This is a genomic window from Pantoea sp. B9002, assembly GCF_013385945.1.
Lineage (GTDB): Bacteria > Pseudomonadota > Gammaproteobacteria > Enterobacterales > Enterobacteriaceae > Pantoea.
In genome coordinates, this window is record NZ_JACAPA010000009.1 from 288944 (window position 1) to 314810 (window position 25867).

The window sequence follows — 25867 nt, forward strand, 5'->3', positions numbered from 1 at the left end:
ATCATACGCACTTACCTGAGAAATTTCTTATTGAGATTGTTTCTGAGCGTTAAAAAGGTCGCCATGAATGGCGACCGTCGGAGGTGGATGCGTTTTGTGGGAAGGTCGCCATGAATGGCGACCCTACGAGGTGGGTGCGTTTTTTGTAGGGTCGTCATTTATGGCGACCGTAGGAGATGGATGCGTTTTTTTGTAGGGTCGCCATTTATGGCGACCTGACTTTCCTAAAACAACCGTGGTCCGTAACCCCACAAAACCACCGTCAGCGCCAGCAGCACCTCAAACACCAACACACCAATCGCCAATGTTGATCCGGAGAAGCGCAGGCTCTCATCACGGTCGATGCTCAGGAACACCGGGATGCCGACGTAAAGCAGATAACCGGTGTAAACCAGCGCAATCGCGCCCACCAGCACACACAGCCACACCAGCGGATAGAGCGCCACCAGCCCGCTAAGAAACAGCGGCGTTGCCACATAGCCGGCAAACACCGTACAGCGCTGCAAGCTGGGACGCTGCGGATAGTTACGCGCCATCCAGTGGATCACGCGGCCCATCACCGCCACGCCGCCGAGAATAATCAGATAGAACAGAATGCCGAGACCGATACCGGTCAGTAGATTGAGTTGTACGAACTGCCCTTCGCCCAGATTCCAGCCCAGCTGCGTGGTACCGATAAAGGCGCAGATCACCGGGATCGCCGCCATTAGCAGAACATGATGGGTGTAATGGTGCGAAACGCTCTCATTTTCCTGTTTAATATCGCGCATTTCCTGACCTGGATGCGCCAGTAAACCCCAGACATGATTCATACATTTACTCCTTTGCTGCGATGGGCTGCCCTTACAGCCAACGGCCAGATCAACGGAGGCAGCGTTAGCTCAAGTATAATCGTCGTCGCCGTTTTTGCGGGCCACCACACAAATTAAGCCGCTGGTATACACTAATAGCGATTTCACACTTTGCAGGGAGGATAATTTGCATCTCGATATCAATGGATTAATCACCCAATACGGTTATCTGGCGCTGCTGATTGGTTGTATCGCCGAAGGGGAAACGTTCACATTGTTGGGAGGTGTGGCGGCGCATGAAGGCTTATTGCACTTCAGCGGCGTGGTGCTGGCGGCGATGATCGGCGGCATTATTGGCGATCAGCTGTTGTTCTGGCTGGGACGTCGTTATGGCACGCGCATTTTGCGCCGTTTCAGTAAACATCAGGAAACAATTGGAAAGGCTAAGCGCCTGATCCAAAAACATCCAAGCCTGTTCGTGATTGGCGTGCGCTTTATGTACGGCTTCCGCATTGTCGGGCCGATCATTATTGGCACCAGCCGCCTCAAGCCGCTGCGTTTCTTCATTCTGAACGTGATTGGTGCGGCGCTGTGGGCGCTGATCTTTGTCTCGCTCGGCTACTTTGCCGGACAGATTGTCGCGCCGTGGCTGCACAAGATCGATCAGCACCTCAAGCCGCTATTATGGCTGGCGGCGGCGGTGATTTTTGGCATCGTATTGCGTTACATCATTCGCCACTGGAATCACCGCCGCGCCGGTTGATTATTGGTGGTAACCCTTAAACTGCGGATTGGCCAACATAAAACCACCGTCGACAATAAACGATTGTCCGGTGGTATAGGTTGCCCACTCCGAACAGAGCCACGCCACTAAACTCGCCACTTCACGCGTATCGCCGGGACGCCCAATCGGGATTTCCGGCATACGTCGTCCTTGCTGGTCATCTTTCATATCGTTCATCGCCGTGGCAATTGCGCCCGGCGCGACCGCGTTCACCAGAATGTGGTGCGGCAAGAGACTCAACGCCATCGATTTGGTCAGGCCGCCGAGCGCATGTTTGGCGGCGGTATAAGCGGTGGCATCCGGCAGCGGCGTGTGTTCATGCACCGACGTGATGTTGATGATGCGTCCGCCGTCGCCCTGATCGACCATATGGCGCGCGGCAATCTGCCCGCAAAGAAACGCGCCATCGACATCCACGTTGAACACTTTGCGCCAGTCCTCAAAGGTGACATCGAGAAAGTCGGCTTTGGTCATCACGCCGGCATTACACACCAATACGTCAATGCGCCCCAGCGAATTGATCAGCTGCGCCAGTTGCTGTGCGCCGGCTTGCGGATCGGAAAGATCGACCTGCCGCACCTGCGCCAGCTGGCCACGGCTCTCCACCATGCGTGCGGTTTCCTGTGCGCCCTCTTCATCCGAACTCCAGGTGATGCCCAGCGTATAACCCGCTTCGGCCAGCATCACCGCACAGCTGCGACCAATGCCAGAACTGGATCCGGTAACCACAGCGACTTTCTGTTTTCCTGAGCTCATAACATTCTCCTGATTGAGGGTGTCTTTACAGTATAGAAGTTATCCTTCTGTGCCTCGGGGCCGCCGAATCTGCCGTTTCGTCTATAGTTAACAATTACATACGGCAAAGGGGGCACGATGAGCGAGATTAAACGCAGAATAGACGACCACGGAGTGATTGGTGATTTACGCACCTGCGCACTGATTGCTAACGATGGCACCATCGATTATCTCTGCTGGCCGGAGCTCGATAGCCCGTCGATTTTCGCCGCGCTGCTGGACAGCGATGAGGCCGGACTTTTCTCCCTCGCGCCAGACTGGAAAAATGCCCGCCAGCAGCAGCTCTATTTGCCGGATACCAATATTCTGCAAACCCGCTGGCTGGATGACGCGGGCGTGGCAGAGATTACCGATTACATGCCGATCTGCGATGAGCAGAGCAAAGCGCCGCGTCTGGTGCGCCGCGTGAAGATGGTGCGCGGCACCGCGACCTTTCATTTGCTGTGCGCGCCACGCCACGACTACGCGCGCGCCGAAACCACCACCGAACTGCGGCCCGGCGGCATTGCGTTCCTGGCTTCGGGACAACCGGCGTTGCGCCTCAGCGCGTCGGTGGTGATGACGCGCGAGAATCATAGCGCGGTGGCGGAATTCACCCTGAAAGCTGGTGAAACTGCTGAATTCGTCTTTGGTAACGATGACGATCCTAATGTGGCCACCATCGCCACCGAGCAGTGTTTCCATGACACGCTGGAGTACTGGCGACGCTGGAGCAGCCACAGCTCCTATCGCGGCCGCTGGCAGGAGATGGTGACGCGTTCGGCGCTGGCGCTGAAGTTACTCACTTCGCATCAGCACGGTTCAATCGCCGCCGCAGCCACCTTCGGCTTACCGGAAGAGTTGGGCGGCGAGCGCAACTGGGATTATCGCGCCTCGTGGATCCGCGATGCCTCATTCAGCATGTACGCGCTGATGCGCCTCGGCTACACCGAAGAAGCGCGCGACTTCACTAAATGGGTCGGCCGCTGCGTTGAACACAGCCACGACGACACGCCGCATCTGCAGGTGATGTATCGCCTCGACAGCGGCACCGAACTGCACGAAACCGAGCTGCTCAATCTTTCCGGCTACGCCAATTCACGTCCGGTGCGCATCGGCAATGATGCCTGGCGTCAGACGCAGCTCGATATTTACGGCGAGCTGATGGATGCCATTTATCTCGCCAACAAATATGGCGAAGCGATTTCGCATCGCGGCTGGAAGTACGTCTCCGATATGATCGATTACGTCTGCGTGAACTGGAATCAGCCCGATGCCGGCATCTGGGAGATGCGCGGCGAGCCGGAACATTTCCTGCATTCACGCCTGATGTGTTGGGTCGCGCTCGATCGCGCACTGCGCCTCGGCCTGAAACGCTCGCTGCCGATGCCGTACGATCGCTGGGATAAAGTGCGCAGCGAGATCCGCGATGATATCTGGCAGAACTTCTGGAACCCGGAGCTGGGCCATTTCACCGCTACGCGCGGCGGCAATTTCCTTGATGCTTCTATGCTGCTGATGCCGCTGGTGCGCTTTGTCAGCTCCACCGATCCCGACTGGCTTTCGACGCTGGACGCGATTAAAACGCATCTGGTGAGCGACGGTTTAGTCCGACGCTATAACATTCACGAGACGCCTGCCGATGCTTTAACTGGCGGGGAAGGATCTTTCGCTGCCTGTTCATTCTGGTATGTGGAGTGTCTGGCGCGTGCGGGTCGCGTACATGAGGCGCATTTTGAGTTTGAAAAGCTGCTGAGTTACGCCAATCCGCTTGGTTTGTATGCCGAAGAGTTCACCTCGCACGGTGAAGCATTGGGTAACATGCCGCAGGCGTTGACGCATCTGGCATTAATCAGTGCCGCTTTTTTCCTCAATCGTAAACTGAGTAATGAAGTGACGCTGTGGCAGCCGTGAAAATTCACATTTTGAGCTGCGGATCTAAGAGAATTGTCTGGTAAAGACAAGGATTTGCGTAAAGTATCTGCAGCCAGTAAAAATCCTGATTTCCATCAATGCGCCAATGCACATATAATGCGCAGCGGGTCATACTGACCACGATGGATTCGACACACTGACAAGCCTGAAACATGGCCATAACGACTTGAAAAACATGAAAATGAGCATTCGCGCGTTCGCTTCACTCGCCCTCGTACTGGCGGCGTTCAGCCAGTCGGCATTTGCAGTAGTCTATCCGCTGCCGCCGGCTAACAGCCGTCTGATCGGCGAAAACATTGAAATCACTGTCCCTGATGACAGCAAACTTCCGCTGGAAGCCTTTGCTGCACAGTATCAGATGGGCCTCAGCAACATGCTGGAAGCCAATCCGGGCGTTGACGTTTATCTGCCGAAAGCTGGCACTAAAATGATCATCCCACAGCAGCTGATTCTGCCTGACGCGCCGCGTGAAGGCATCGTGATCAACAGCGCTGAGATGCGTCTTTACTACTACCCGAAAGGCACCAAGACCGTGGTCGTGCTGCCAATCGGTATCGGCGAGCTGGGCAAAGATACGCCGATCAACTGGACGACTGCGGTTGAGCGTAAGAAAGATGGCCCAACCTGGACGCCAACCAAAGCGATGCACGCCGAATATGCGGCACGCGGCGAGAGCATTCCTGCGGTGTTCCCGGCGGGCCCGGATAACCCGATGGGTCTGCACGCGCTCTATATCGGTCGCCTGTATGCGATTCACGGCACTAACGCCAACTTCGGTATCGGCCTACGCGTAAGCCACGGCTGTGTGCGTCTGCGTGCTGATGATATCAAATGGCTGTTCGACAACGTGCCGGTTGGCACCCGCGTCCAGTTCATCGATCAGCCGGTGAAAGCCACCGTTGAGCCAGATGGTTCGCGCTATGTGGAAGTACACAACCCGCTGTCGACCACTGAAGAGCAGTTCAACTCACGCGAAGTGGTGCCGATCAACCTGACTTCCGCCGTGACCAAAGTGATTGCCGATGCCAGCACCAACCAGGATGCGGTTAACAACGCTATCCAGGCGCGTAACGGTATGCCGATCAAAATCAACGGTCCAGCAGGCGAAGTACAGCCAGCACCGGTTCCAGTGCAGGAGTCTTCTGACGCATTGCCGAAAGAAGAGCCAATGACACCGCAAGGTATCAACGGCGCAGCGCCAGCAGCACAGCCGGCTACCAGCCTGTAATCGCGAGTTAATAAGCGCAATAAATTGCGCCGCTACAAATACGTGCACCTACCGTAGCGGCGCGATTCATCGCGCAATGTCACTCAATCACGCGGTCGTCGAAACGCCAGCCAACCCGCCACCAGCGTAAACGCCAGCACCACCAACACCAGCAGCAAAAAACCGTGCGGATTATTCGCCAGCGGAATCCCGCCCACGTTCATGCCAAAAAATCCCGCCACGATATTGATCGGCAGCGCCAGCACGGTAATCACCGTCAGCAAAAACAGCGTGCGGTTGCTCTGCTCCATCAATCGTGCGGCAATCTCTTCCTGCAGCAAACGAATCCGCTCCATCAAACTCGCCAAATCGTTCAGCGCCACGCTGAACTCTTCGGTGAAAATCCGCAGCTCGCCTAACGGTTCGCGCTTAAGCCATTTGGGCGGACGATTCAACAGGCGGAACAGCGCCGCCGGTTCCGGTGCCAGCAGACGCTGCACGCGCAGCAGCATACGACGCAGTTGCCCCAACTCGCGGCGATTGGTTTTGATCGCCGCACTCAGCAAGCGCTCTTCAATGGCATCCACCGCCTGACTGGACCGCCGCACCACTTGCTCCAGCTGCGCTTCCTGCTCGCCAAGCAGCCACAGCAGCATCGCATCCGGCTCCGCGAACTTAAGACGATCCATCTGCTGATGCATGCGTTCGATCATGCCAACAGGGCGGAAGCGCGCGGTGACCACCACGCGCGGGCAGCACCACATCCACAGCGTAGCGTTCTGCGTGCTGCGCTCCTCTTTACTGAAAGTCACGTCATTGAGCACCGCCAGCAGCGCATCGTTTTGATGGGCTAAACGGGTGCGCGGCGAAGCAGAATGTATCTCGTCGAAAAAATCGTGGTCTACGCCAAAGTGGTCCTGAACCCAGCGTTCAGCACGCGCGTGATTAAGGTTGATGTGCAGCCAGATAAAGTATGACTCCGGCAGCTGCTGCTGTGCCAGCTGGGCCGCTTCGCGTGCATTGAGCCGCTGTGGCGGCGACACAGGCGTAAACAGATAACCATGAATCAGTCCGGCGACTTCGTTATTGAAGTCCGGCAGCGAGGCGAGCGGTAGTACGGGCTGAAGCATTAGCAGGTCATTCCCGAGCGGTCAGATCCACAGCGTGCGACAGGGATGTTGCAGCAAGATGACACCGGGCGTGCGCCATCATCATTCTGTCATACAAACCACGTATCACACTGCCATTAACGGGTGCCGTTCGAGCATCGTGATTTAACACTGAGGTGTTTTATGGCTGAAAACAGTTTACCTGCATCGACCTCCTCGTCCCATAGCGGACGCCCGAACCTTAACCGCGGCAACGGCCCTGCCTCACGCCTGATCTTCGTGCTGTTGCTGATTGCTGGCCTGCTGTATGCCGGCATCAACCTGTTTAATGACGTTGAAGAGACCGGCGCGCCGGTCACCAGCTACACACCGTTCCTGCTGCTCGGCGTTGCGCTGATCATTGCGCTCGGCTTTGAATTTGTGAACGGCTTCCACGATACCGCCAACGCCGTCGCTACGGTGATCTACACCCATTCACTGTCGCCGGGCGTGGCGGTGATGTGGTCCGGTTTCTGTAACTTTTTGGGCGTGCTGCTCTCCAGCGGCGTGGTGGCGTTCGGCATCATCTCGCTATTGCCGGTGGAGTTGATTCTGCAAGCGGGCAGCGGCCACGGCTTTGCCATGGTCTATGCGCTGCTGTTCTCGGCGATTATCTGGAACCTCGGCACCTGGTATTTTGGTTTACCGGCCTCCTCTTCGCATACGCTGATCGGTTCGATTATCGGCGTTGGCGTGGCGAACGCCTTGCTGCATGGTCGCAGCGGCACCAGCGGTGTGGATTGGGATCAGGCAATTAAAGTCGGGTATGCGCTGCTGCTGTCGCCGATTGTCGGCTTCGTCTGCGCCGCGCTGCTGCTGCTGGCGATGAAAGCTTTTATCCGCAATCGCCAGCTGTATGAAGCGCCGAAGGGCAATCAGCCGCCGCCGGTGTGGATTCGCGGCTTGCTGATCCTCACCTGCACCGGCGTCTCTTTCGCACACGGCTCGAATGACGGGCAGAAAGGCATGGGCTTAATCATGCTGATTCTGGTCGGCACCATGCCGATTGCCTACGCGTTGAACCGCTCGCTGCCGCCGGAGCAGATTCCGCGCGTCGCCGCCTTAACTCAGGTGACGGAACAGCAGCTGCTGACGCTGCAACCGGCGCCCGCCGCCATGCCTGCACCGCGCGAGGTGCTGACCGAATTCGTGCGCACCAGCCAGAATCGTCCACAAGTGTTGCCGGCGCTCGGCATGATGCTGGGCGATATCGGCGACCAGATTCGTCGCTACGGCGCGGTGGAGAATATCCCGGCGCAAGCGGTGACCAACACGCGAAACGACATGTATCTGGCCTCTGAAACCATCAAGCATCTGCAAAGCGCCAAAGTAGCGCTGCCGGAAGAGACCGCGCGCAACCTGGCGGCGGTGAAGAAAGAGCTGGATGCCGCCACGCGCTTTATCCCGATGTGGGTGAAAGTGGTGGTAGCGATAGCGCTGGGTCTCGGCACCATGGTCGGCTGGCGTCGCATTGTGGTGACGGTGGGCGAACGCATCGGCAAAACCCATCTGACCTACGCGCAAGGTGCCAGCGCCGAACTGGTGGCAATGGCGACCATCGGCGCGGCCGACGTGTTTGGCCTGCCGGTTTCCACTACGCATGTGCTCTCTTCCGGCGTCGCCGGTTCGATGGCCGCCAACCGTTCAGGTCTGCAACTTGCCACCATCCGCAATCTGGCGATGGCGTGGGTGCTGACGCTGCCGGTATCCGTTTTACTTTCGGGGCTCCTTTACGCCCTGTTTATCCACCTGTAACGGGAGAAAATGATGGCGACACACGACAATAGCTTCCACAGCGAGACCTTTAATCAGCGTCTGCTGCAGGAGTTTTATGACAGCTACGACGAAGAGCTGGAGATGGAGCTGGATGACCTGCGTTTTAACGACAGCGGCGAGCCGCAGGCTGATGACGATAAAGCCTTTCGACGCCGCTATTTCCGCGAACTGCTGCATCTGCAAGGTGAGCTAGTCAAGCTGCAGGATTGGGTGATGCGCACCGGACATCGCGTGGTGATTCTGTTTGAAGGGCGCGATGCGGCGGGTAAAGGCGGCGTGATCAAACGCATCACCCAGCGTCTTAATCCGCGCACCTGCCGCGTGGCCGCCCTGCCCGCGCCCAACGATCGCGAGAAAACTCAGTGGTATTTTCAGCGCTATATCGCCCATCTGCCGGCCGCTGGTGAGATCGTGATGTTTGACCGCAGCTGGTACAACCGCGCGGGCGTCGAGCGCGTGATGGGTTTCTGCAACGAAGATGAAGTGGAAGAGTTTTACCGCAGCGTGCCGGAGTTTGAAAAAATGCTGACGCGCAGCGGCATCCAAATCATCAAATACTGGTTCTCGATCACCGATGAAGAGCAGGAGCTGCGCTTCCTGAGCCGCATTCACGATCCGCTTAAGCAGTGGAAGCTGAGCCCGATGGATCTCGAAAGCCGTCGGCGCTGGGAAGATTACACCGAGGCAAAAGAGGAGATGCTGGAGCGCACCAACATCCCCGAAGCGCCGTGGTGGGTGGTGCAAGGCGTGGATAAGAAACGCGCACGACTCAACTGTATCAGCCATCTGCTGCAGCAAATGCCGTACGAAGAGAGCGAAGCCAAACCGATTATGCTACCGCCGCGCGAACGTTCTGAAGACTATCGCCGCGCGCCGGTACCCGATCACATGGTGGTGCCGGAGAAGTATTAATCCAGCACTTGCGCGGCCGTCTGGCGGCCGTGCTGCTGGTGCAGACGCAGCGTGATGGCAAACGCGCCCAGCACCATCAGCGCCGCCGCCAGATAGACCGATTGCATGCCCCAATGACCAATCAGCAAGCCCGCCACCGGACCGGTTAATCCCAGTCCTAAATCGAGAAACGCCGAATAGGTGCCGAGCGCCGAACCCTGATCCTGCTGCTGGACGCGCTTCACCGCTTCCACGCCCAGCGCCGGGAACACCAGCGAGAAACCGCCGCCGGTAAGGAACGCGCCCAAATCCACCAGCCAGATGCTGTCGGCCTGCCAAATCAGTAGCAGTCCGGCACACTCCAGCACGAACGACACCAGCGACACTTTCAGGCCACCGAAACGCGTGATGTAGCGACCAAAACCGAGGCGCACAATCACAAAGCCGAGGCTGAACAGCGTCAGCGCGAACGCCGCACCGCTCCAGTCGCGGCTGGCGAAATAGAGAGTGATGAAGGTGGAGATCACGCCGAAACCGATGGTGCCAAAGCCAAGCGCCAGACCAAACATCCACACGCGGCTGACCACGCGATGAAACGGAATGCGCACGCCGGCGGTGACGCTGACGCCCGCTTTGCGGCTCGCCATCCAGAATCCGGCAACGCCCATGATCGCCACCAAACCGGCAAAGCCACTGATGCCAAACCACTGATTCAGCAGCACGCCGAGCGGCGCACCAATCGCCATGGCGAAATAGGTCGCCACGCCGTTCCACGAGATCACCCGCGCGGTTTGCAGCGGACCGACAATGTTCATGCCCCACAGCGTCGATCCGGTGCTGCTGAAGCTTTCGCCCACGCCGAGGAACAAGCGCCCCGCCGCCAGCAGCGCCAAACTCAGCAGCGGCATATCGCTGCACAACGCGGCGATAATCGACAACACGCCGCTCATGCCGCAGAACACCAATCCCATCATCACCACGCGTTTTGGACCAAAGCGGTCCGCCAGACGACCGGAGTGCGGGCGGCTTAATAACGTAGCGAAGTATTGCAGGCTGATGATCAATCCGGCGATGAACGAGCTGAATCCAAGCTGGTTATGCACAAATCCCGGCAGCACCGCGAGCGGCAAACCCACCGAAAGGTAGCAAAAGAAGGTGAAGACAATGACGGAGAGAATACGTTTATTTAACTGAGCGTTACTCAGTACAGCGGCGTCAGACATGGAAAGTGGCGTCGGGGATCAGGATGAAAGTAGGCGGTCACTATAACCTTAGCGTGCTAAGAGATCGCGGGTTTTTTAGTTATAAAGTTTTTATGTATTTGAATGAGAAGGTCGACATCAATGATGTAATGCCGATCAGTTGAGCGCCGTATCAAATCACCGCACCTTGCGTAGCGGCGCGATTTATCGCGCAATGAATTGCGCCGCTACAATGTGTGCTCTCGGTAATTAGGGGTTTTCATGTCTTAACTGAGCGGCATTACGCCATGAAGGGTGCCTCTACAAATGAGAAGGTCGCCATGAATGGCGACCCTACCAGGATTTGATTATTGCTGCGGCATGGCGCTCGATTGCGGTGGCGATGTCGGCGGAGACTTTGAGGGTGCGAACTTCGCTGAATAAGCCGTCGGCTTGGTGATACGCCTTGCGCAGGTAGCCAAGCCACTGCTTGATGCGCGCCACGTGATACATGCCGGTATCGCCCTGCTTTTCCAGCTGAGTGTACTTCAGCAACAAGGCGACCACGTCGGGCCACGCCATCGGTGCTTCGTTGTACTTCACCACGCGCGCCAGATTCGGCACGTTAAGCGCGCCGCGTCCAATCATCACCGCATCGCAGCCGGTAATGCGCATGCAATCCTGCGCGTCCTGCCAGTTCCAGATCTCACCGTTGGCGATCACCGGAATGCGCAGACGCTGGCGAATTTCGCCAATCGCCTGCCAGTTAATGCTTTCGGCGCGATAGCCATCTTCTTTAGTACGACCGTGCACCACCAGCTCGCTGGCACCGGCTTGCTGCACTGCATCGGCGATCTCAAAGCGACGATCGCCGGAATCCCAGCCCAATCGCACTTTCACCGTCACCGGCAGATGATCCGGCACCGCTTCACGCATCGCTTTCGCGCCGCGATAGATCAGTTCGGGATCTTTCAGCAAGGTGGCACCGCCGCCGCTGCCGTTGACCAGCTTCGACGGACAGCCGCAGTTGAGATCAACGCCCCAGGAACCGAGTTCCACCGCGCGCGCGGCGTTCTCTGCCAGCCACTCGGGATATTGCCCGAGCAGCTGCATGCGAACGCGCGTGCCGGACGGCGTGCGGCTGTTGTTATGCAGCTCAGGACACAAACGATAAAAGGATTTTACCGGCAGCAGCTGATCGACCACGCGCAAAAACTCAGTCACGCATAAGTCATAATCATTTACCCCGGAGAGCAGCTCACGCACCAGCGAATCGAGCACGCCCTCCATCGGCGCCAGCAAAACCCTCATGACGTTAGGCGTTCCCGGTTTTCTTTGGTGCTGGACGACGACGACCGCTGTTGGCGGCTGGCGCGGCCTGGCTTGCGCCCTGCGCAGGACGACGCGCTGAACGCGCTTCACCCTGCGGACGTGGCGCATTGCCGCTGTGCGGACGAGAAACGTTGCCGCCCTGACCACGACCCTGGCCTTGACCCCGTCCACCCTGACCGCGACCGCCGCCCTGCTGCTGACGACCGTTCTGGATAGGCTCCGCTTTGATGCTTGGATCGACTTCGAAGCCTTCCAGCTCAATGCGTGGGATTTCACGCTTCAGCAGACGCTCGATATCGCGCAGCAGTTTGTGTTCATCAACACACACCAGCGACAGTGCAGCACCGGTTGCCGCCGCACGGCCAGTACGGCCAATACGGTGCACGTAGTCTTCCGCCACGTTCGGCAGCTCATAGTTCACCACATGTGGCAGCTCTTCGATATCGAGGCCACGCGCCGCGATGTCGGTTGCCACCAGCACGCGAATGCCGCCGGATTTGAAGTCAGCCAATGCACGGGTACGCGCGCCCTGGCTCTTGTTGCCGTGGATCGCAGCGGCGGTGATGCCGTCTTTGTTCAGCTGCTCAGCCAGATGGTTTGCGCCGTGTTTGGTACGGGTGAACACCAGCACTTGCTGCCAGTTATCACGACCAATCATCAGCGACAGCAGTTCCCGCTTGCGCTTCTTATCCACGAAATGCACTTGCTGTGAAACCTGCTCAGAAGCGGTGTTACGACGCGCAACTTCAACCTGTTCTGGGTTGGTAAGCAGTTTTTCCGCCAGCGTTTTGATCTCATCAGAGAAAGTGGCAGAGAACAGCAGGTTCTGACGCTTAGCAGGCAGACGCGCCAGCACGCGACGGATGTCGTGGATGAAGCCCATATCGAGCATACGATCCGCTTCATCCAGCACGAGGATTTCAACCTGTGACAGATCAACCGCGTTCTGGTGTGCCAGATCGAGCAGACGGCCCGGTGTCGCCACCAGCACGTCAACGCCGCCGCGCAGTTTCATCATCTGCGGGTTGATGCTCACGCCGCCGAATACCACCAGCGAACGGATATCCAGATATTGACTGTACTCACGCACGTTCTCGCCAACCTGAGCCGCCAGTTCGCGGGTCGGGGTCAGGATCAACGCACGCACCGGACGGCGGCCACGCGCCGTAGACGGTTTTGCAGTCAGACGCTGCAGCAACGGCAGCGTAAAGCCGGCGGTTTTACCGGTGCCGGTTTGGGCGCTCGCCAGCAGGTCACGACCAGCCAGCACCACAGGAATTGCCTGACGCTGAATTGGCGTCGGCTCTTGGTAGCCTTGTTCTGCTACCGCACGCAAAATATCGGCACTTAAGCCGAGAGAGTCAAATGACATGCAGGTGTATTACTCCGAACCGTCCTGACCGCCGTAGGCGATGTAGTTTTCAGGAGGGATATGACGCAAGCGCGGGGCTCACGTGTGAAAAGGGCACAAACTACCATGCGTAAGGGCGCGAGTTTAGCAGCTTTCCGCGCGTACAGCATCCATAAAAAAAGAGCCGCATTCGGCTCCTTTTTGTCAGGTCCGCAAGATTGCGGTCCTCAATCAATCAACTGCGCTTCTTCTCGATGCGCTGGACCGGCTCTTTCGCCAGCAGTGAAACCAGCGCCGGGCCCACTAACATCACCACGCCGAGGATACCAATCAGCAGGTTGTTGTGGATAAAGCGGGAGATCAGGAACAGCGTTAACATCGCTGCGCCAAAGTAGTAAGTGGTGGTCACCTCTTCGAGGGAATCACCCATTCTACGTAAACGGGCACTACGCTGCATGACCAGCATGGTAATGAATACCACCGCATAAGCTGCCACCAGGGTACTGCTCACTTCAACCAGCGCCCTATGTTTCCAGCCCCAAACCAGTGCGGCAATCACCAACAGGTGCATTGCAATGTGCAAACAGGTTTGTCCGGTAACAATCTGAACACGATTAGACCATTTCATTCTCTTCTCCTGGCAGACCCAACAGGTCGCCCAAGTGTATCTGGCTGGAGGCCAGACGAACGTCCTCAATGTAAAGCAAATTTCGGATTACGCCCTAATTTTCTGCCCTTAACACCACCCATTTGTGACAAAGACTACACTTTGTGCTGTTGATGATGAAAAGGAGCGCGTCGAAGTATGCCACAAAATACGCAAGGATTTTCATTTAAAGTCCTGACGATCAATACCCACAAGGGGTTCACCAGCTTTAATCGCCGCTTTATCCTGCCGGAATTGCGCGACGCTGTTCGCGCCACATCGGCGGATATCGTCTTCCTGCAAGAGGTGATGGGCACCCACGCCATCCATTCGCTGCATATCGAAAACTGGCCGGAAACCTCACATTACGAGTTTCTGGCCGATACCATGTGGGACGATTTCGCCTATGGCCGCAACGCCGTTTATCCCGAGGGACATCACGGGAACGCGATATTGTCACGATTTCCCATCGTTGAATATGAAAACCGCGATATTTCCGTCGCCGGAAGTGAAAAGCGCGGCATGTTGCACTGCCAAATCCGCCTGCCGGATCGGGCGGAGCCGCTGCATGTGTTCTGCGTGCATCTCGGTCTGAAAGAGAAACATCGTCAGGCGCAGATGAAGATGATGTGCGACTTCATTGATACGTTGCCGCCCGATGCGCCTTTGGTGGTGGCCGGTGATTTCAATGACTGGCAGGTCAGCGCCAATCGCTTTCTTAAGCGCGCGGTGGGCTTAGAGGAAGTGTTCAGCATCAAAACCGGCCGCCCTGCCCGCACCTTCCCGGCGCGTTTTCCGCTGTTACGGCTTGATCGTATCTACATTCGCAACGCCACGGTGAGCAAGCCGTGGGCGCTGCCGGTTAAACCCTGGTCTCACCTGTCCGATCATGCGCCGTTAGCGGTGGAGATTTTCCTATGAGTTTCAATTGGCGCGACGGTAATCAGCTCCGTCTGTTAGAAAATGGTGACCAGTTTTTCCCGCGCGTATCAGGCGCGATCCAACGCGCCGAGCGCACGCTGCTGCTGGAAACCTTCATCCTGTTTGAGGATGAAGTCGGCACCGATCTGCACGAACAATTGCTCAAGGCGGCGCAGCGCGGGGTAAAAGTCGAGGTGATGGTCGATGGCTACGGTTCGCCGGATCTCTCCGACCGATTTGTTGATAGCCTGACGGCCGCCGGCGTGCGTTTTATCTATTACGATCCGCGTCCGCTGGTGCTCGGTATGCGCACTAACGTGTTCCGCCGCCTGCACCGCAAAATCGTGGTGATCGATGAAGAGATCGCCTTTGTCGGCGGCATCAACTTTTCTGCCGAACACAACACCGATTTCGGCGCGCAATCCAAACAGGATTATGCGGTAGAGGTGAAAGGTCCGGTGGTGCTGGATATTGCCCAATACGTGCGGCAAGAGATGGGCAGCGAACAGCACACGCGGCGCTGGTGGGGCGCGCGTTCCCATCGCCCGGCGGTCAACGCCACGCCCGGTGAAGCGCAGGTGCTGTTTGTCTATCGCGATAACGACGAACACCGCGACGACATTGAGCAGCACTATCTCGCCATGCTGCGCAAGGCCCAGAAGGATGTGATCATCGCCAACGCCTACTTCTTCCCTGGCTATCGTCTGCTGCGTGAGATGCGCAGCGCGGCTCAACGCGGCGTGCGCGTCAGGTTGATTGTGCAGGGCGAACCCGATATGCCGATCGTCAAAGTCGGTGCTGAGCTGCTGTACAACTATTTGGTCGATGGCGGCGTGGAAGTGTATGAATATTGCCGCCGCCCACTGCACGGCAAAATTGCGGTGCAGGATCAGCAATGGTCCACCGTCGGCTCCAGCAACCTCGATCCGCTGAGTTTATCCCTCAATCTGGAAGCCAATTTGATGGTGCACGATCGCGCTTTCAACCAGACGCTGCGCGACAATCTGGAACTGCTGATTCAGCAGGACTGCGTGCGCGTGGAGGATGACAAGCTGCCGCCGCGCAACTGGTGGCAGCTCACCAAAGGCGTGATTGTGTTCCACTTTTTACGCCACTTCCCGGCCATCGCCGGTTGGTTGCCTGCGCATACGCCGCGCTTGTCGCAGGTTGCGCCGCCGGTGCAGCCTGAAATGGAAACTCAGGATCGGGTTGAAGCCGATAATTCAGGAGCGAAACCCTAATGTCGAAAAAGAATCCGCGCTGGCAACTGGCGAAGAAAATCCTCACCTGGCTATTTTTTATCGCGGTGATCGTGCTGCTGGTGGTGTATGCGCGCAAGGTGAACTGGGAAGATGTTTATACGGTGATCGTCGGCTACAACCGCTATGTGGTGCTGAGCGCTGCCGCGCTGGTGGTGGTGAGTTATCTGACCTACGGATTATACGACCTGATTGGACGTGCGTACTGCGGCCATAAGCTGGCGAAGCGTCAGGTGATGCTGGTGTCGTTTATCTGTTATGCCTTCAACCTGACGCTCAGTACCTGGGTTGGCGGCGTGGCGATGCGCTATCGGCTCTACTCACGACTCGGTTTGCCGGGCAACACCATTACGCGCATTTTCTCGCTGAGCATCGCCACCAACTGGCTCGGCTACATTTTGCTGGCCGGCGTGGTGTTTGCGGCGGGCATGGTGCCGATTCCTTCCGGTTGGTTCATTGGTGAAACCACGCTGCGCATGATTGGCGCGGTGCTGCTGGTGATGGTGGCGGTCTATTTGTGGGCTTGCGCCTTCGCGAAGAAGCGCCGCTGGACGGTAAAAGGCCAGCATCTGCAGCTGCCTTCGCTGCGCATGGCGCTGTTCCAGTTTGCGGTTTCCTGCGCCAACTGGATGGTGATGGGCATGATTATCTGGCTGCTGCTGGCGCGTCAGGTGGATTATCCCATCGTGCTGGGCGTGCTGTTGATCAGCAGTATTGCGGGTGTGATTATTCATATCCCGGCCGGGATTGGCGTGCTGGAAGCGGTATTTTTGGCGCTGCTGAGTGGGCAACATGCGTCGCACGGCACCATTATTGCGGCGCTGCTGGCGTATCGCGTGCTCTATTTTATCCTGCCGCTGTTGGTGGCGCTGGTGCTGTATTTGTGGCTGGAGAGTCGCGCGAAGCATTTGCGGCAGAAGAATGAGCAAAAGATGGAGAAATCGGTTTCGCGTTAGTTTTGTGCGGGATTCCCCTCACCCTAACCCTCTCCCGCAAGCGGGAGAGGGGACGGATTGGTGCAGACCGCACGCGGGAGAGGGAATCGTTTGGTGCGAGGTTTAACGGCGGTTACCGAAGATACGCAGCAGCATCAGGAACAGGTTGATGAAGTCGAGATACAGCGTTAGCGCGCCCATGATGGAGGCGCGACGCAGGTTCTCTTTGTCATTGACGTTGATGTTCTCGCCAATCGCCTTCAGCCTCTGCGTGTCATAGGCGGTTAAGCCAACAAACACCACCACGCCGATATAGGTGATCGCCCACATCAGCGCCGGGCTTTTTAGCCAGAAATTCACCAGTGACGCCAGCAAAATACCGATCAGCGCCATAAACAGCAGGCTGCCAAAACGGCTCAGGTCGCGCTTGGTGGTGTAACCGTAGAAGCTCATGGCACCGAACATCCCGGCCGTCACAAAGAAGGTGCTGGCGATGGATGAGTAGGTGTAGACGAGGAAAATACTCGCCATGGTCAGGCCAGTCAGCGCCGAATAGAGCATAAACAGCGCAGTGGCGACCGCGCCGCTCATACGTTGCACCATGCCAGACAGCACAAACACCAGCGCCAGCTGCGCGATGATCAAGCCGAAGAAAGTGATGCGGTTAGCAAACACCAGTTCCATTACTGCAGGTGTGCGGGCAGCAAACCACGAAACAAACGCGGTGAGCAGCAAGCCGCAGGTCATCCAGCCATACACCTGCGCCATGTAGGTCTGCAGCGAGGTGGATGCCTGCTGCACGATTGAATCATTACGTGGATATCGATCCATGAAGCGCCTCATTAGCTGTTACGTTAACAAACTCTGTAAGTGTGGAGTGTACACCCGTTTGCGTCAACGGCGCGTCAAGCACTGTTGATAGCGGCCATTTACGCGCTGAGCAAACCACGCGGTGGTGAGATTGCGGGTGATTTTCGGGCTCTCCAGCTTGATGCCGGGCAGCATTTCGCGTGGCAGACGTTTTCCGGCCATCTTATCGGCGAGGATAAAGGTCTGCTTCCACAGTGTGCTTTTGGCAAAATCTTCGGTGTCGCCCTTCTCCAGATCGCGGCGGATTTCACGATTGCTCATATCCAGCTGCTTACTCAGGCTGCGCACCGCCAGTTCGGTGGAACCGGCCTGCTCGCTGCCATAGACGATCAGGTCGCCATCCAGTGCCAGCTTGATGCCGCTGGCGCGGGCGATTGCCGCCTGGAATGCCGCATTACGGCTGGCGTACCAACCGGCGTTGAAGTCGGCGAAGCGATACAGCGGCTGGCTGTAATCGGCCGGATAGCCAAGCAGATGCAGCGTGCCGAAGTAGATGCCACCGCGACGAGTGAAGACCTCACGACGAATCGAGCCGTCAACCGCATACGGATAGCCTTTGGCGTGCGCTTCCGCAAACTCAATGCTGACCTGCATCGGCCCGCCGGTATGAATCGGGTTGAGGTTGCCAAACAGCTTCTGCCCCATCGGCACCATATCGATGAAATCATCAAAGATGGCGCTCAGCTCTTTCTCGCTGCGCACCTTATCCAGACGCGCGGCATAGCTTTCGCCATTCGGTGATTTGATCAGCAGTGCGGTGCGCACCAGAAATGCCGGCACGTGCACTTTAGCGGCGCGGCGATCGATCTCGCCCCAGGCGATTTTCGGTAAGCCCGGCACCACCGCATCGGCGCTGAAGTTAGACTCCTGATCGGTGACGGCAATCACCGCGCAAAGGTTGCTGACGCTGGCATCGATTTGCTGCACGCGGAATGCGGTATAGATGTCGTCGGCCCAGGCAGATTTCTGCTTCACGTCGCTGGGCAACAACTGCTGGATTTGGCTTTTTACATCGGCGGGCTGACGCGCGGGCGCCTGCGGCTCTTTCTTCGTGCTACAACCGGCCAGCACCAGCGCAGCCAGCAACGCTGCGCCTTTCATCATCTTGCTCGTGTTCATCCTGATCCCTGACGCCAACAAAAACCGTACCTTAACGTTTTCAGTGGCCTGCCGCTATCGGAGCGGGAGGATTTTGCGCGCTAGCTCCAGCGCTCAGCGGCCTGATGATCGCTGTCGCGGGCATCAACCCAGCGGTCGCCTGCGGCAGTGGCTTCACGCTTCCAGAACGGCGCGCGGGTTTTCAGGTAATCCATGATGAACTCGGTGGCGGCGAATGCGCTGCCGCGATGCGCGCTGCTGACGCCAACAAACACAATCTCATCGCCGGGGAACAGTTCGCCAACACGATGGATCACCGTGACCTGCTGCAGCGCCCAGCGCTGACGCGCGTCTTCAACGATCTCCGCCAGCGCTTTTTCCGTCATGCCGGGATAGTGCTCCAGCGTCAAGGCCGCCACGCTGGCACCGAGATTGTGATTGCGCACTTTGCCGGTGAAGGTGACGACCGCGCCGTCGCTTTCATGGGCGGCGAGTTTTTCGTACTCTTCGCCGACGTTGAACGGCTCTGCTCCCACACGAATCTGCGTTTCCATCATCAGCCTCCGGTGACCGGCGGGAAAAAGGCCACTTCATCACCCGCACGCAGCGGATGACTCATCGGCACCAGCGTTTGGTTTACCGCCGCCAGCAGCTTGCCGGATTCCAGCGCCAGCGCCCAGCGATCGCCCTTCTCCGCTAACGCCGCGCGCAGCGTGGCGACATCGGCGTAGGCAGGCTGTAAATCCAGTGAAGCGGTGCCGGTTAATTCCCGCACCTGAGCAAAAAACAGCACCTTAATCATGGCTCACCGCCTTGAAGTCGCCGGACTTGCCGCCGCTTTTAGTCAGCAAACGCAGCTGGTCGATGACGATGTCTTTTTGCACCGCTTTGCACATGTCATAGATGGTGAGCGCCGCGACGGACGCCGCCGTCAACGCTTCCATCTCAACGCCGGTTTTGCCGGTGAGACGACAGAGCGAGGTGACGCGCACGCGATTGTGCTGCGGTTCGGCCAGCAAGGTGACTTCCACTTTGCTCAGCATCAGCGGATGACAGAGCGGAATCAGTTCCCAGGTGCGTTTTGCCGCCTGAATACCGGCGATGCGCGCGGTGGCGAACACGTCGCCTTTGTGATGGCTGCCGTCAATAATCATCTGCAGCGTTTCGGCGCTCATCAGCACCAGCGCTTCGGCCTGCGCTTCGCGCACCGTTTCGGTTTTGCCAGAGACATCCACCATGTGGGCTTCGCCAGCGGCATTGATATGAGTTAACGATGACATACTTACAACTTCTTCAAATGTGAGACGAAATTACACGGACGCGTACGCGCATCCAGCTGATCTTCGATAATGCGTTCCCAGGCGCTGCGGCAAGCGTTGGTCGATCCCGGCACGGCAAAAATCAGCGTCTGGTTGGCTAATCCAGCCACCGCGCGCGACTGCAGCGTCGAGCTGCCGATCTCTTCATAGGAGATCATGCGGAACAACTCGCCAAAGCCTTCGATTTCGCGGTCCAGCAGCGGCAGCAACGCTTCTGGCGTGCTGTTTTTGCTGTTGAAACCGGTGCCGCCGTTAACGATCACCACTTGCACATCGTCACTGGCAATCCAGCGCGATACCGTGGCGCGAATGCGATAGCGGTTATCTGGCACAATCGCGCGATCGACCACTTGATGCCCGGCTTCCGCCAGCGCTTCACGCAGATAATCGCCCGATGTGTCATTGCTGGCATCGCGGCTATCCGAGACGGTCATCACCGCCACATTTAAGGCGACAAATTCGCCGGAAGGTTTACCCATGGCCGTAACTCCTGTGTTTAGCCACCAATAAAGGAGAGATTTTGCGTGATGCCGGTGTTGCCCTGATGCAGGAAATGCGTCTGCTTTTTCAGTCCAAGGCTGTGCGCAATGCGCGCCTGCAACTCGTCTTGCTGATCGTCAGAGGCCAGCAGATCGCGCAGCGACACGCCGCCATCGCCAAACAGGCACAGATGCAGATTGCCCAGCGCCGAGACGCGCAGGCGGTTGCAGCTGGCACAGAAATCTTTCTCGTACGGCATGATCAGGCCGACTTCGCCCTGATAATCGGGATGACGGAACACCTGCGCCGGACCGTCGCTGCGGCCGCGCGGCTGCCGTTGCCAGCCTTGCAGGATCAGCTGATCGCGGATCACTTCACCGGAGATGTGATGACGGCGGAACAGATCGCTGCCTTCACCGGTTTCCATCAGTTCGATAAAGCGCAGTTGAATCGGTCGCAGGCGCAGCCACTCAAGGAAGGTGCTGAGACTGTGGCTGTTCACATCACGCATCAGCACGCTGTTGACTTTCACTTTCTCGAAACCGGCATCGAAGGCGGCGTCGATTCCCGCCATCACCTCAGCAAATTTGTCCTGGCCGGTAATGGTGTGAAACTGGCGTGCGTCGAGGCTGTCGACGCTGACGTTGATATGGGTGAGACCGGCGGCGCGCCAGGCGCCTACGTCACGCGCCATGCGGTAACCGTTGGTGGTCATCGCGATCTGGCGAATGGCGGCGTTTTCACGCACCGCAGCGATGATGTCGGTGAAATCGCGACGCATAGAAGGTTCGCCGCCCGTCAGACGCACTTTTTCCGTGCCCGCAGCCGCAAAGGCACGCGTCACGCGACGAATCTCATCCAGCGAGAGAAAGCTTTTATTGTGCGTACCGTTCGGCTTGTAGCCGTTGGGCAAGCAGTAGGTACAACGGAAGTTACACACATCCGTCACCGACAGACGCAGATAGTAAAAGCTGCGTGCGTAGGCATCTTTAAATTGTGGCACCTGAACACCTTTCCAAAGTCGGGAGATGCAGTCATTTCTTTCTGCACCCTGGCAGCTCAAGGCTGCGGCCGGAATTCCGTATCGATTAAGACTTAGGAACGCAGGCTTGGGAGTTTGCTGTCATTGTGGACAACACGGTTAGCGTGAATGGTAGCGCGATTACTCATCGGCATCCATCAGTGAATTTCGCTATATATCTTGATGCATAACGTGTTTTTCACCGCATTTTCGCGACAGAATACGTTAAAATACGTCGCAGATATTGATGCATATCAGTTCAACTACGCCTCAACGCGTGGACGTCAGAGATAAAGGAGCAACATGAATCGTACCCTGGCAGATTTAGATCGTGTGGTGGCGTTGGGTGGCGGACACGGTCTTGGCCGCGTGATGTCGGCGCTGGCACCGTTAGGCTCGCGCTTAACCGGTATTGTTACCACCACCGATAACGGCGGTTCCACCGGACGCATTCGCCGCTCGGAAGGCGGTATTGCCTGGGGCGATATGCGCAACTGCCTGAATCAGCTGATTACTGAACCGAGCGTGGCGACCGCAATGTTCGAGTATCGCTTCAGCGGAAATGGCGAATTGGCCGGACACAATCTTGGCAACCTGATGCTGAAGGCGCTTGATCACCTGAGCGTGCGCCCGCTGGAAGCCATTAACATTATTCGCAATCTGCTCAAGGTCGATGCGTTTCTGATCCCGATGTCGGAACAGCCGGTCGATCTGGTGGCGCAGGATGGCGAAGGCAATATGGTGTACGGCGAAACGGCAATTGATGAGATGAAGCAGCCGCCCGAAGAGTTGATGCTGCATCCGAATGTGTTACCGACCCGTGAAGCGATCGAGGCGATCGGTGAAGCAGATTTGATTCTGATTGGTCCCGGCAGCTTTTACACCAGCCTGATGCCGATTCTGCTGATGGAAGATATGGCGCGCGCGCTGCGCCGTACGCCTGCCACCATGGTGTTTATCGGCAATCTGGGCCGCGAACTGAGCCCGGCGGCGGCTAGCCTGAATGTGGCCGATAAGTTGGCGATCATGGAGAAAGCGATTGGCAAGCGGGTAATTGATGCGGTGGTGGTGAGTCCTGCCGCCGATATTCGCGGCGTGGAACAGCGTTTAATCATTCGCGAACCGCTGGAGGCCGCCGACATCAAGTATCGTCACGACCGCCAGCTGCTGCGCATCGCGCTAGAACACGCGATTCAGGCCGTTTAACCAATATCACTGACCGCACAAATCGTAGCGGCGCGATTAATCGCGCGTATCAATGGCGGCAACGCGTCCACTGAGATATTGCGCAATAAATTGCGCCGCTACAGTCAATGCTAACTAGGAAGCCGCAATAAACAGCTCGCGCAATTGATGCAACTGATCGCGCACGCTGGCGGCCTCTTCAAACTCCAGATTCTGCGCGTGTTGCTGCATCTGCCCTTCCAGCTCGTGAATTTTCTTCTGCATCGCCTGCGGCGTAAGCGCCATATAGTTGGCTTCTGCTTCCGCTGCGGTGCGTGAAGCGGTTTTGCCTTTGCCGCGCGTTTTCACCACGTTTTTGCCGAGCTCAAGAATATCGGTGATCTTCTTGTTGAGCCCTTGCGGCGTAATGCCATTCTCTTCGTTGTATTTCTGCTGCTTCTCGCGACGGCGCTCGGTTTCGCCCATCGCGCGCTCCATCGACGGCGTGATTTTATCGGCGTAAAGAATCGCCCGGCCGTTGATGTTACGCGCGGCGCGACCAATGGTCTGAATCAGCGAACGCTCCGAACGCAGGAAGCCCTCTTTATCGGCATCGAGAATCGCCACCAGCGACACTTCCGGCATATCCAGACCTTCACGCAGCAAGTTGATGCCGACCAGCACATCAAATTCACCGAGGCGTAAATCGCGGATGATCTCCATACGTTCCACGGTATCGATATCCGAGTGCAGATAACGCACCTTCTCGCCGTGTTCCACAAGGTATTCGGTGAGATCTTCCGCCATGCGCTTAGTCAGTACGGTAACCAGCACGCGCTCGTTAATCTCCACACGCTTGCGGATTTCCGACAGCAAATCGTCGACCTGCGTCGCCACCGGGCGCACTTCGAGGATCGGATCGAGCAAGCCGGTTGGACGCACCAGCTGATCGATCACTTCGCTGCCCGATTTTTCCAGCTCGTAGTTGCCCGGCGTGGCCGACACATAAATGGTTTGCGGTGCTGCTGCTTCAAACTCTTCAAACTTCATCGGGCGGTTATCCAGCGCCGACGGCAGGCGGAAACCGTATTCCACCAGCGTCTCTTTACGCGCGCGGTCACCGCGATACATGCCGCCAATTTGCGGAATGGTGACGTGCGATTCGTCGACCACCAGCAAGCCATCCGCCGGTAAATAGTCGAACAAGGTTGGCGGCGGCTCGCCCGGTCCGCGCCCGGAGAGATAGCGCGAGTAGTTTTCGATGCCGGAGCAGTAACCCAACTCGTTCATCATCTCGAGATCGAACTGCGTACGCTGGGAAATACGCTGCTCTTCCAGCAGCTTATTGTTCTCCAGCAGCACTTTGCGGCGCACCACCAGCTCATCTTTGATCTCTTCCATCGCCTTAAGGATGCGCTCACGCGGCGTTACGTAGTGCGTTTTCGGGTAGACGGTAAAGCGCGGGATCACCGAATCAATCTGGCCGGTGAGCGGATCAAACAGCGACAGCCGCTCAACTTCTTCATCAAACAGCTCAATACGCAGCGCAATGTCGTCCGATTCCGCCGGGAACACATCAATCACTTCGCCGCGTACGCGGAAGGTGCCGCGCTGGAAGGCCTGATCGTTGCGGCTATATTGCAGTTCCGCCAGGCGGCGCAGAATGCTGCGCTGATCGATAATCATGCCGCGCGTCAGATGCAGCATCATTTTCAAGTAGAGATCGGGATCGCCCAAACCGTAGATCGCCGAAACCGAGGCCACTACGATGACATCGCGGCGCTCCAGCAGCGCTTTGGTCGCCGACAGACGCATCTGCTCAATGTGCTCATTCACCGAGGCATCTTTCTCGATAAAGGTGTCAGAACTCGGCACATAGGCTTCAGGCTGGTAGTAATCGTAATAAGAGACGAAAAACTCCACCGCGTTATCCGGGAAGAACTCCTTCATTTCACCGTAGAGCTGCGCCGCCAGCGTTTTGTTCGGCGCCAGCACCATTGTCGGTCGGTTGAGATCGGCAATCACGTTCGCCACGGTAAAGGTTTTACCTGAGCCCGTAACGCCCAACAGCGTTTGATGCGCGAGTCCATCTTCCAGTCCCTCTTCGAGACGGCGAATCGCCTCAGGTTGATCCCCTGAAGGCTTGAAAGCGGAGTTGAGTTTAAAGGCTTTGCTCATGTTTTAGCGGTTCCAGCAGATGAAGTCGGCGGGCAGGCTGCTAATTCTACTCTGCTATGGCGAATTTGCCAGAAAAAAATACTGGACATAATTACAGTAACATTGCACGATAATGGCACCTGACGGCGATTCTCTTCAGTGCAATTTAAGCGGCAGGCGGCAAGTTGTTGTTGCGCAATGTTATCCCCAGGCGGAGGACGCTTTTAACATTTGTCAATAGAGTGTCATTAAATTGCAGTCCGATGACAAGGCAGATAATTCGCATGCTTGATTTTAACTAACCTGCTGTTTTAATTCACATTGACTCAAAAGCCCAGTTTCTCATCATAATGTATGAAGGCCGCGAATTTACTCGCTTGCACACGGTTTTCAGTCGCTAATGCACAAGGTTATCCACAGTAATGGTGGATAAGTGAATCCAGCCCCGAGCCCATCGGCTGTGTATAATTTTCTCCCGCCCATTCTTAAGCGTGAAAAAAAATTTTTTCGCATTTATTTTTCCCGCTCTGCGTGTCGCATTAACCCTTCTTTTTACCTATTTACCTTGCCGTCCCCGGAGAAAAGCCAGGCGTTAAGGCCATTTATTTCCCCGGTTATTGCCTTACGAACGATCAAATGCACCAGAAACGTTAAGCAGTCAGCACCGTCAAAGTGCAGTCGATTTATCACCGCCGGCAATTGTTAAGCATTTCTCAACTTTTAGCCGCTGATTTGTCAGGTTTCAGCCGCAGATGCGCCTGAATTCCTAACCTGGCCTGGGAATTGCAATGTTAACGCTATGGAGTGACGAGTCCATATCGGCGCTT

The 25867-nt window shown here is 57.0% G+C and carries 24 protein-coding genes and 1 riboswitch; of the genes, 9 read left to right on the forward strand and 15 right to left on the reverse strand.

Going from position 1 to position 25867, the window contains the following annotated elements; genetic code table 11:
* Nucleotides 1-224 precede the first annotated feature (224 nt).
* Nucleotides 225-812 carry a Yip1 family protein gene (locus HX773_RS07055; protein ID WP_176970980.1) on the reverse strand — a complete coding sequence of 196 codons (588 nt, stop codon included), beginning with the start codon at nucleotides 810-812 and terminating at the stop codon, nucleotides 225-227.
* A 166-nt stretch (nucleotides 813-978) separates the two neighbouring features.
* On the opposite strand from HX773_RS07055, the gene HX773_RS07060 reads away from it, so the two are divergent.
* On the forward strand, nucleotides 979-1554 hold the full coding sequence (locus HX773_RS07060; RefSeq protein WP_110865775.1) for a DedA family protein: 576 nt from the start codon (nucleotides 979-981) through the stop codon (nucleotides 1552-1554).
* Here HX773_RS07060 and HX773_RS07065 read toward each other — a convergent pair whose 3' ends face one another.
* Complete coding sequence (locus tag HX773_RS07065; protein WP_176970981.1) at nucleotides 1555-2331, reverse strand: SDR family oxidoreductase; 777 nt, start codon at nucleotides 2329-2331, stop codon at nucleotides 1555-1557.
* A gap of 117 nt (nucleotides 2332-2448) precedes the next feature.
* Here HX773_RS07065 and HX773_RS07070 point away from each other — a divergent pair, with 117 nt between their 5' ends.
* Nucleotides 2449-4263 (forward strand): glycoside hydrolase family 15 protein, encoded by a 1815-nt coding sequence (locus HX773_RS07070; protein WP_176970982.1) that lies wholly within the window; start codon nucleotides 2449-2451, stop codon nucleotides 4261-4263.
* 196 nt (nucleotides 4264-4459) lie between these two features.
* Complete coding sequence (locus HX773_RS07075) at nucleotides 4460-5512, forward strand: L,D-transpeptidase family protein (RefSeq protein WP_176970983.1); 1053 nt, start codon at nucleotides 4460-4462, stop codon at nucleotides 5510-5512.
* Nucleotides 5513-5595: 83 nt separating this feature from the next.
* On the opposite strand, the gene HX773_RS07080 is transcribed toward HX773_RS07075, so the two are convergent.
* Nucleotides 5596-6621 (reverse strand): transporter, encoded by a 1026-nt coding sequence (locus HX773_RS07080; protein WP_176970984.1) that lies wholly within the window; start codon nucleotides 6619-6621, stop codon nucleotides 5596-5598.
* 162 nt (nucleotides 6622-6783) lie between these two features.
* Between HX773_RS07080 and HX773_RS07085 the strand changes: the two genes are divergently transcribed.
* Nucleotides 6784-8394, forward strand: coding sequence for an inorganic phosphate transporter (locus tag HX773_RS07085; RefSeq protein WP_176970985.1), 1611 nt, complete (start codon nucleotides 6784-6786; stop codon nucleotides 8392-8394).
* A 12-nt stretch (nucleotides 8395-8406) separates the two neighbouring features.
* Nucleotides 8407-9327, forward strand: coding sequence for a polyphosphate kinase 2 (ppk2, locus tag HX773_RS07090; RefSeq protein WP_176970986.1), 921 nt, complete (start codon nucleotides 8407-8409; stop codon nucleotides 9325-9327).
* Here ppk2 and HX773_RS07095 read toward each other — a convergent pair.
* From HX773_RS07095 to HX773_RS07110, 4 genes are all read right to left on the reverse strand, one after another.
* Nucleotides 9324-10529, reverse strand: a complete 1206-nt coding sequence (locus HX773_RS07095; protein ID WP_176970987.1) for an MFS transporter — start codon at nucleotides 10527-10529, stop codon at nucleotides 9324-9326. The two genes, ppk2 and HX773_RS07095, sit on opposite strands and share 4 nt — an antisense overlap.
* Before the next feature lie 312 nt (nucleotides 10530-10841).
* Nucleotides 10842-11798: a tRNA dihydrouridine(16) synthase DusC gene (gene dusC, locus HX773_RS07100; protein WP_176970988.1), complete on the reverse strand. Its 957-nt coding sequence runs from the start codon at nucleotides 11796-11798 to the stop codon at nucleotides 10842-10844.
* Nucleotides 11799-11802: 4 nt separating this feature from the next.
* Nucleotides 11803-13191, reverse strand: coding sequence for an ATP-dependent RNA helicase RhlE (gene rhlE, locus HX773_RS07105; protein WP_176970989.1), 1389 nt, complete (start codon nucleotides 13189-13191; stop codon nucleotides 11803-11805).
* 214 nt (nucleotides 13192-13405) lie between these two features.
* Nucleotides 13406-13798 carry a YbhQ family protein gene (locus HX773_RS07110; protein WP_007890591.1) on the reverse strand — a complete coding sequence of 131 codons (393 nt, stop codon included), beginning with the start codon at nucleotides 13796-13798 and terminating at the stop codon, nucleotides 13406-13408.
* 177 nt (nucleotides 13799-13975) lie between these two features.
* Here HX773_RS07110 and HX773_RS07115 point away from each other — a divergent pair, with 177 nt between their 5' ends.
* From HX773_RS07115 to HX773_RS07125, 3 genes are read left to right on the forward strand one after another with little or no spacing between them, the layout of a single operon-like run.
* Nucleotides 13976-14737, forward strand: coding sequence for an endonuclease/exonuclease/phosphatase family protein (locus HX773_RS07115; RefSeq protein ID WP_154191953.1), 762 nt, complete (start codon nucleotides 13976-13978; stop codon nucleotides 14735-14737).
* Complete coding sequence (gene clsB / locus HX773_RS07120) at nucleotides 14734-15978, forward strand: cardiolipin synthase ClsB (protein WP_176970990.1); 1245 nt, start codon at nucleotides 14734-14736, stop codon at nucleotides 15976-15978. The genes HX773_RS07115 and clsB overlap by 4 nt, the downstream gene beginning before the upstream one ends.
* On the forward strand, nucleotides 15978-16952 hold the full coding sequence (locus HX773_RS07125; RefSeq protein WP_176970991.1) for a lysylphosphatidylglycerol synthase domain-containing protein: 975 nt from the start codon (nucleotides 15978-15980) through the stop codon (nucleotides 16950-16952). Before clsB ends, HX773_RS07125 begins: the two co-directional genes overlap by 1 nt.
* A 102-nt stretch (nucleotides 16953-17054) precedes the next feature.
* On the opposite strand, the gene HX773_RS07130 is transcribed toward HX773_RS07125, so the two are convergent.
* The 7 genes from HX773_RS07130 to moaA all read right to left on the reverse strand — a co-directional run bounded on the left by HX773_RS07130 (nucleotide 17055) and on the right by moaA (nucleotide 21701).
* Complete coding sequence (locus HX773_RS07130; RefSeq protein WP_176970992.1) at nucleotides 17055-17762, reverse strand: Bax inhibitor-1/YccA family protein; 708 nt, start codon at nucleotides 17760-17762, stop codon at nucleotides 17055-17057.
* 63 nt (nucleotides 17763-17825) lie between these two features.
* Nucleotides 17826-18920: a DUF1615 domain-containing protein gene (locus HX773_RS07135; protein WP_176970993.1), complete on the reverse strand. Its 1095-nt coding sequence runs from the start codon at nucleotides 18918-18920 to the stop codon at nucleotides 17826-17828.
* An 80-nt stretch (nucleotides 18921-19000) separates the two neighbouring features.
* Nucleotides 19001-19453 carry a molybdopterin synthase catalytic subunit MoaE gene (gene moaE / locus HX773_RS07140; RefSeq protein WP_176970994.1) on the reverse strand — a complete coding sequence of 151 codons (453 nt, stop codon included), beginning with the start codon at nucleotides 19451-19453 and terminating at the stop codon, nucleotides 19001-19003.
* 2 nt (nucleotides 19454-19455) lie between these two features.
* A complete protein-coding gene (moaD, locus tag HX773_RS07145) occupies nucleotides 19456-19701 on the reverse strand; it encodes a molybdopterin synthase sulfur carrier subunit (RefSeq protein ID WP_176970995.1) in 246 nt (81 codons plus the stop codon).
* Entirely contained in the window at nucleotides 19694-20179 is a 486-nt protein-coding gene (gene moaC / locus HX773_RS07150) for a cyclic pyranopterin monophosphate synthase MoaC (RefSeq protein WP_110865768.1), read from the reverse strand. The genes moaD and moaC overlap by 8 nt, the downstream gene beginning before the upstream one ends.
* A 2-nt stretch (nucleotides 20180-20181) precedes the next feature.
* Nucleotides 20182-20697 carry a molybdenum cofactor biosynthesis protein B gene (gene moaB, locus HX773_RS07155; RefSeq protein ID WP_101763177.1) on the reverse strand — a complete coding sequence of 172 codons (516 nt, stop codon included), beginning with the start codon at nucleotides 20695-20697 and terminating at the stop codon, nucleotides 20182-20184.
* Nucleotides 20698-20714: 17 nt separating this feature from the next.
* Complete coding sequence (gene moaA, locus HX773_RS07160) at nucleotides 20715-21701, reverse strand: GTP 3',8-cyclase MoaA (protein ID WP_176970996.1); 987 nt, start codon at nucleotides 21699-21701, stop codon at nucleotides 20715-20717.
* Nucleotides 21691-21826, reverse strand: a riboswitch (molybdenum cofactor riboswitch). It overlaps the preceding gene by 11 nt.
* A gap of 196 nt (nucleotides 21827-22022) precedes the next feature.
* Here moaA and yvcK point away from each other — a divergent pair.
* A complete protein-coding gene (yvcK, locus tag HX773_RS07165) occupies nucleotides 22023-22925 on the forward strand; it encodes a uridine diphosphate-N-acetylglucosamine-binding protein YvcK (RefSeq protein ID WP_176970997.1) in 903 nt (300 codons plus the stop codon).
* 114 nt (nucleotides 22926-23039) lie between these two features.
* Here yvcK and uvrB read toward each other — a convergent pair whose 3' ends face one another.
* Nucleotides 23040-25061, reverse strand: coding sequence for an excinuclease ABC subunit UvrB (gene uvrB, locus HX773_RS07170; RefSeq protein ID WP_176970998.1), 2022 nt, complete (start codon nucleotides 25059-25061; stop codon nucleotides 23040-23042).
* Nucleotides 25062-25867 lie beyond the last annotated feature (806 nt).

What these genes read in the sequence shown, in the direction of transcription:
- HX773_RS07055 (WP_176970980.1), bottom strand. Translation starts at nt 812, where the DNA reads ATGAATCATGTCTGGGGTTTACTGGCGCATCCAGGTCAGGAAATGCGC.
- HX773_RS07065 (WP_176970981.1), bottom strand. Translation starts at nt 2,331, where the DNA reads ATGAGCTCAGGAAAACAGAAAGTCGCTGTGGTTACCGGATCCAGTTCT.
- HX773_RS07070 (WP_176970982.1), top strand. Translation starts at nt 2,449, where the DNA reads ATGAGCGAGATTAAACGCAGAATAGACGACCACGGAGTGATTGGTGAT.
- HX773_RS07075 (WP_176970983.1), top strand. Translation starts at nt 4,460, where the DNA reads ATGAAAATGAGCATTCGCGCGTTCGCTTCACTCGCCCTCGTACTGGCG.
- HX773_RS07080 (WP_176970984.1), bottom strand. Translation starts at nt 6,621, where the DNA reads ATGCTTCAGCCCGTACTACCGCTCGCCTCGCTGCCGGACTTCAATAAC.
- HX773_RS07085 (WP_176970985.1), top strand. Translation starts at nt 6,784, where the DNA reads ATGGCTGAAAACAGTTTACCTGCATCGACCTCCTCGTCCCATAGCGGA.
- ppk2 (WP_176970986.1), top strand. Translation starts at nt 8,407, where the DNA reads ATGGCGACACACGACAATAGCTTCCACAGCGAGACCTTTAATCAGCGT.
- HX773_RS07095 (WP_176970987.1), bottom strand. Translation starts at nt 10,529, where the DNA reads ATGTCTGACGCCGCTGTACTGAGTAACGCTCAGTTAAATAAACGTATT.
- dusC (WP_176970988.1), bottom strand. Translation starts at nt 11,798, where the DNA reads ATGAGGGTTTTGCTGGCGCCGATGGAGGGCGTGCTCGATTCGCTGGTG.
- rhlE (WP_176970989.1), bottom strand. Translation starts at nt 13,191, where the DNA reads ATGTCATTTGACTCTCTCGGCTTAAGTGCCGATATTTTGCGTGCGGTA.
- HX773_RS07110 (WP_007890591.1), bottom strand. Translation starts at nt 13,798, where the DNA reads ATGAAATGGTCTAATCGTGTTCAGATTGTTACCGGACAAACCTGTTTG.
- HX773_RS07115 (WP_154191953.1), top strand. Translation starts at nt 13,976, where the DNA reads ATGCCACAAAATACGCAAGGATTTTCATTTAAAGTCCTGACGATCAAT.
- clsB (WP_176970990.1), top strand. Translation starts at nt 14,734, where the DNA reads ATGAGTTTCAATTGGCGCGACGGTAATCAGCTCCGTCTGTTAGAAAAT.
- HX773_RS07125 (WP_176970991.1), top strand. Translation starts at nt 15,978, where the DNA reads ATGTCGAAAAAGAATCCGCGCTGGCAACTGGCGAAGAAAATCCTCACC.
- HX773_RS07130 (WP_176970992.1), bottom strand. Translation starts at nt 17,762, where the DNA reads ATGGATCGATATCCACGTAATGATTCAATCGTGCAGCAGGCATCCACC.
- HX773_RS07135 (WP_176970993.1), bottom strand. Translation starts at nt 18,920, where the DNA reads ATGAACACGAGCAAGATGATGAAAGGCGCAGCGTTGCTGGCTGCGCTG.
- moaE (WP_176970994.1), bottom strand. Translation starts at nt 19,453, where the DNA reads ATGGAAACGCAGATTCGTGTGGGAGCAGAGCCGTTCAACGTCGGCGAA.
- moaD (WP_176970995.1), bottom strand. Translation starts at nt 19,701, where the DNA reads ATGATTAAGGTGCTGTTTTTTGCTCAGGTGCGGGAATTAACCGGCACC.
- moaC (WP_110865768.1), bottom strand. Translation starts at nt 20,179, where the DNA reads ATGTCATCGTTAACTCATATCAATGCCGCTGGCGAAGCCCACATGGTG.
- moaB (WP_101763177.1), bottom strand. Translation starts at nt 20,697, where the DNA reads ATGGGTAAACCTTCCGGCGAATTTGTCGCCTTAAATGTGGCGGTGATG.
- yvcK (WP_176970997.1), top strand. Translation starts at nt 22,023, where the DNA reads ATGAATCGTACCCTGGCAGATTTAGATCGTGTGGTGGCGTTGGGTGGC.
- uvrB (WP_176970998.1), bottom strand. Translation starts at nt 25,061, where the DNA reads ATGAGCAAAGCCTTTAAACTCAACTCCGCTTTCAAGCCTTCAGGGGAT.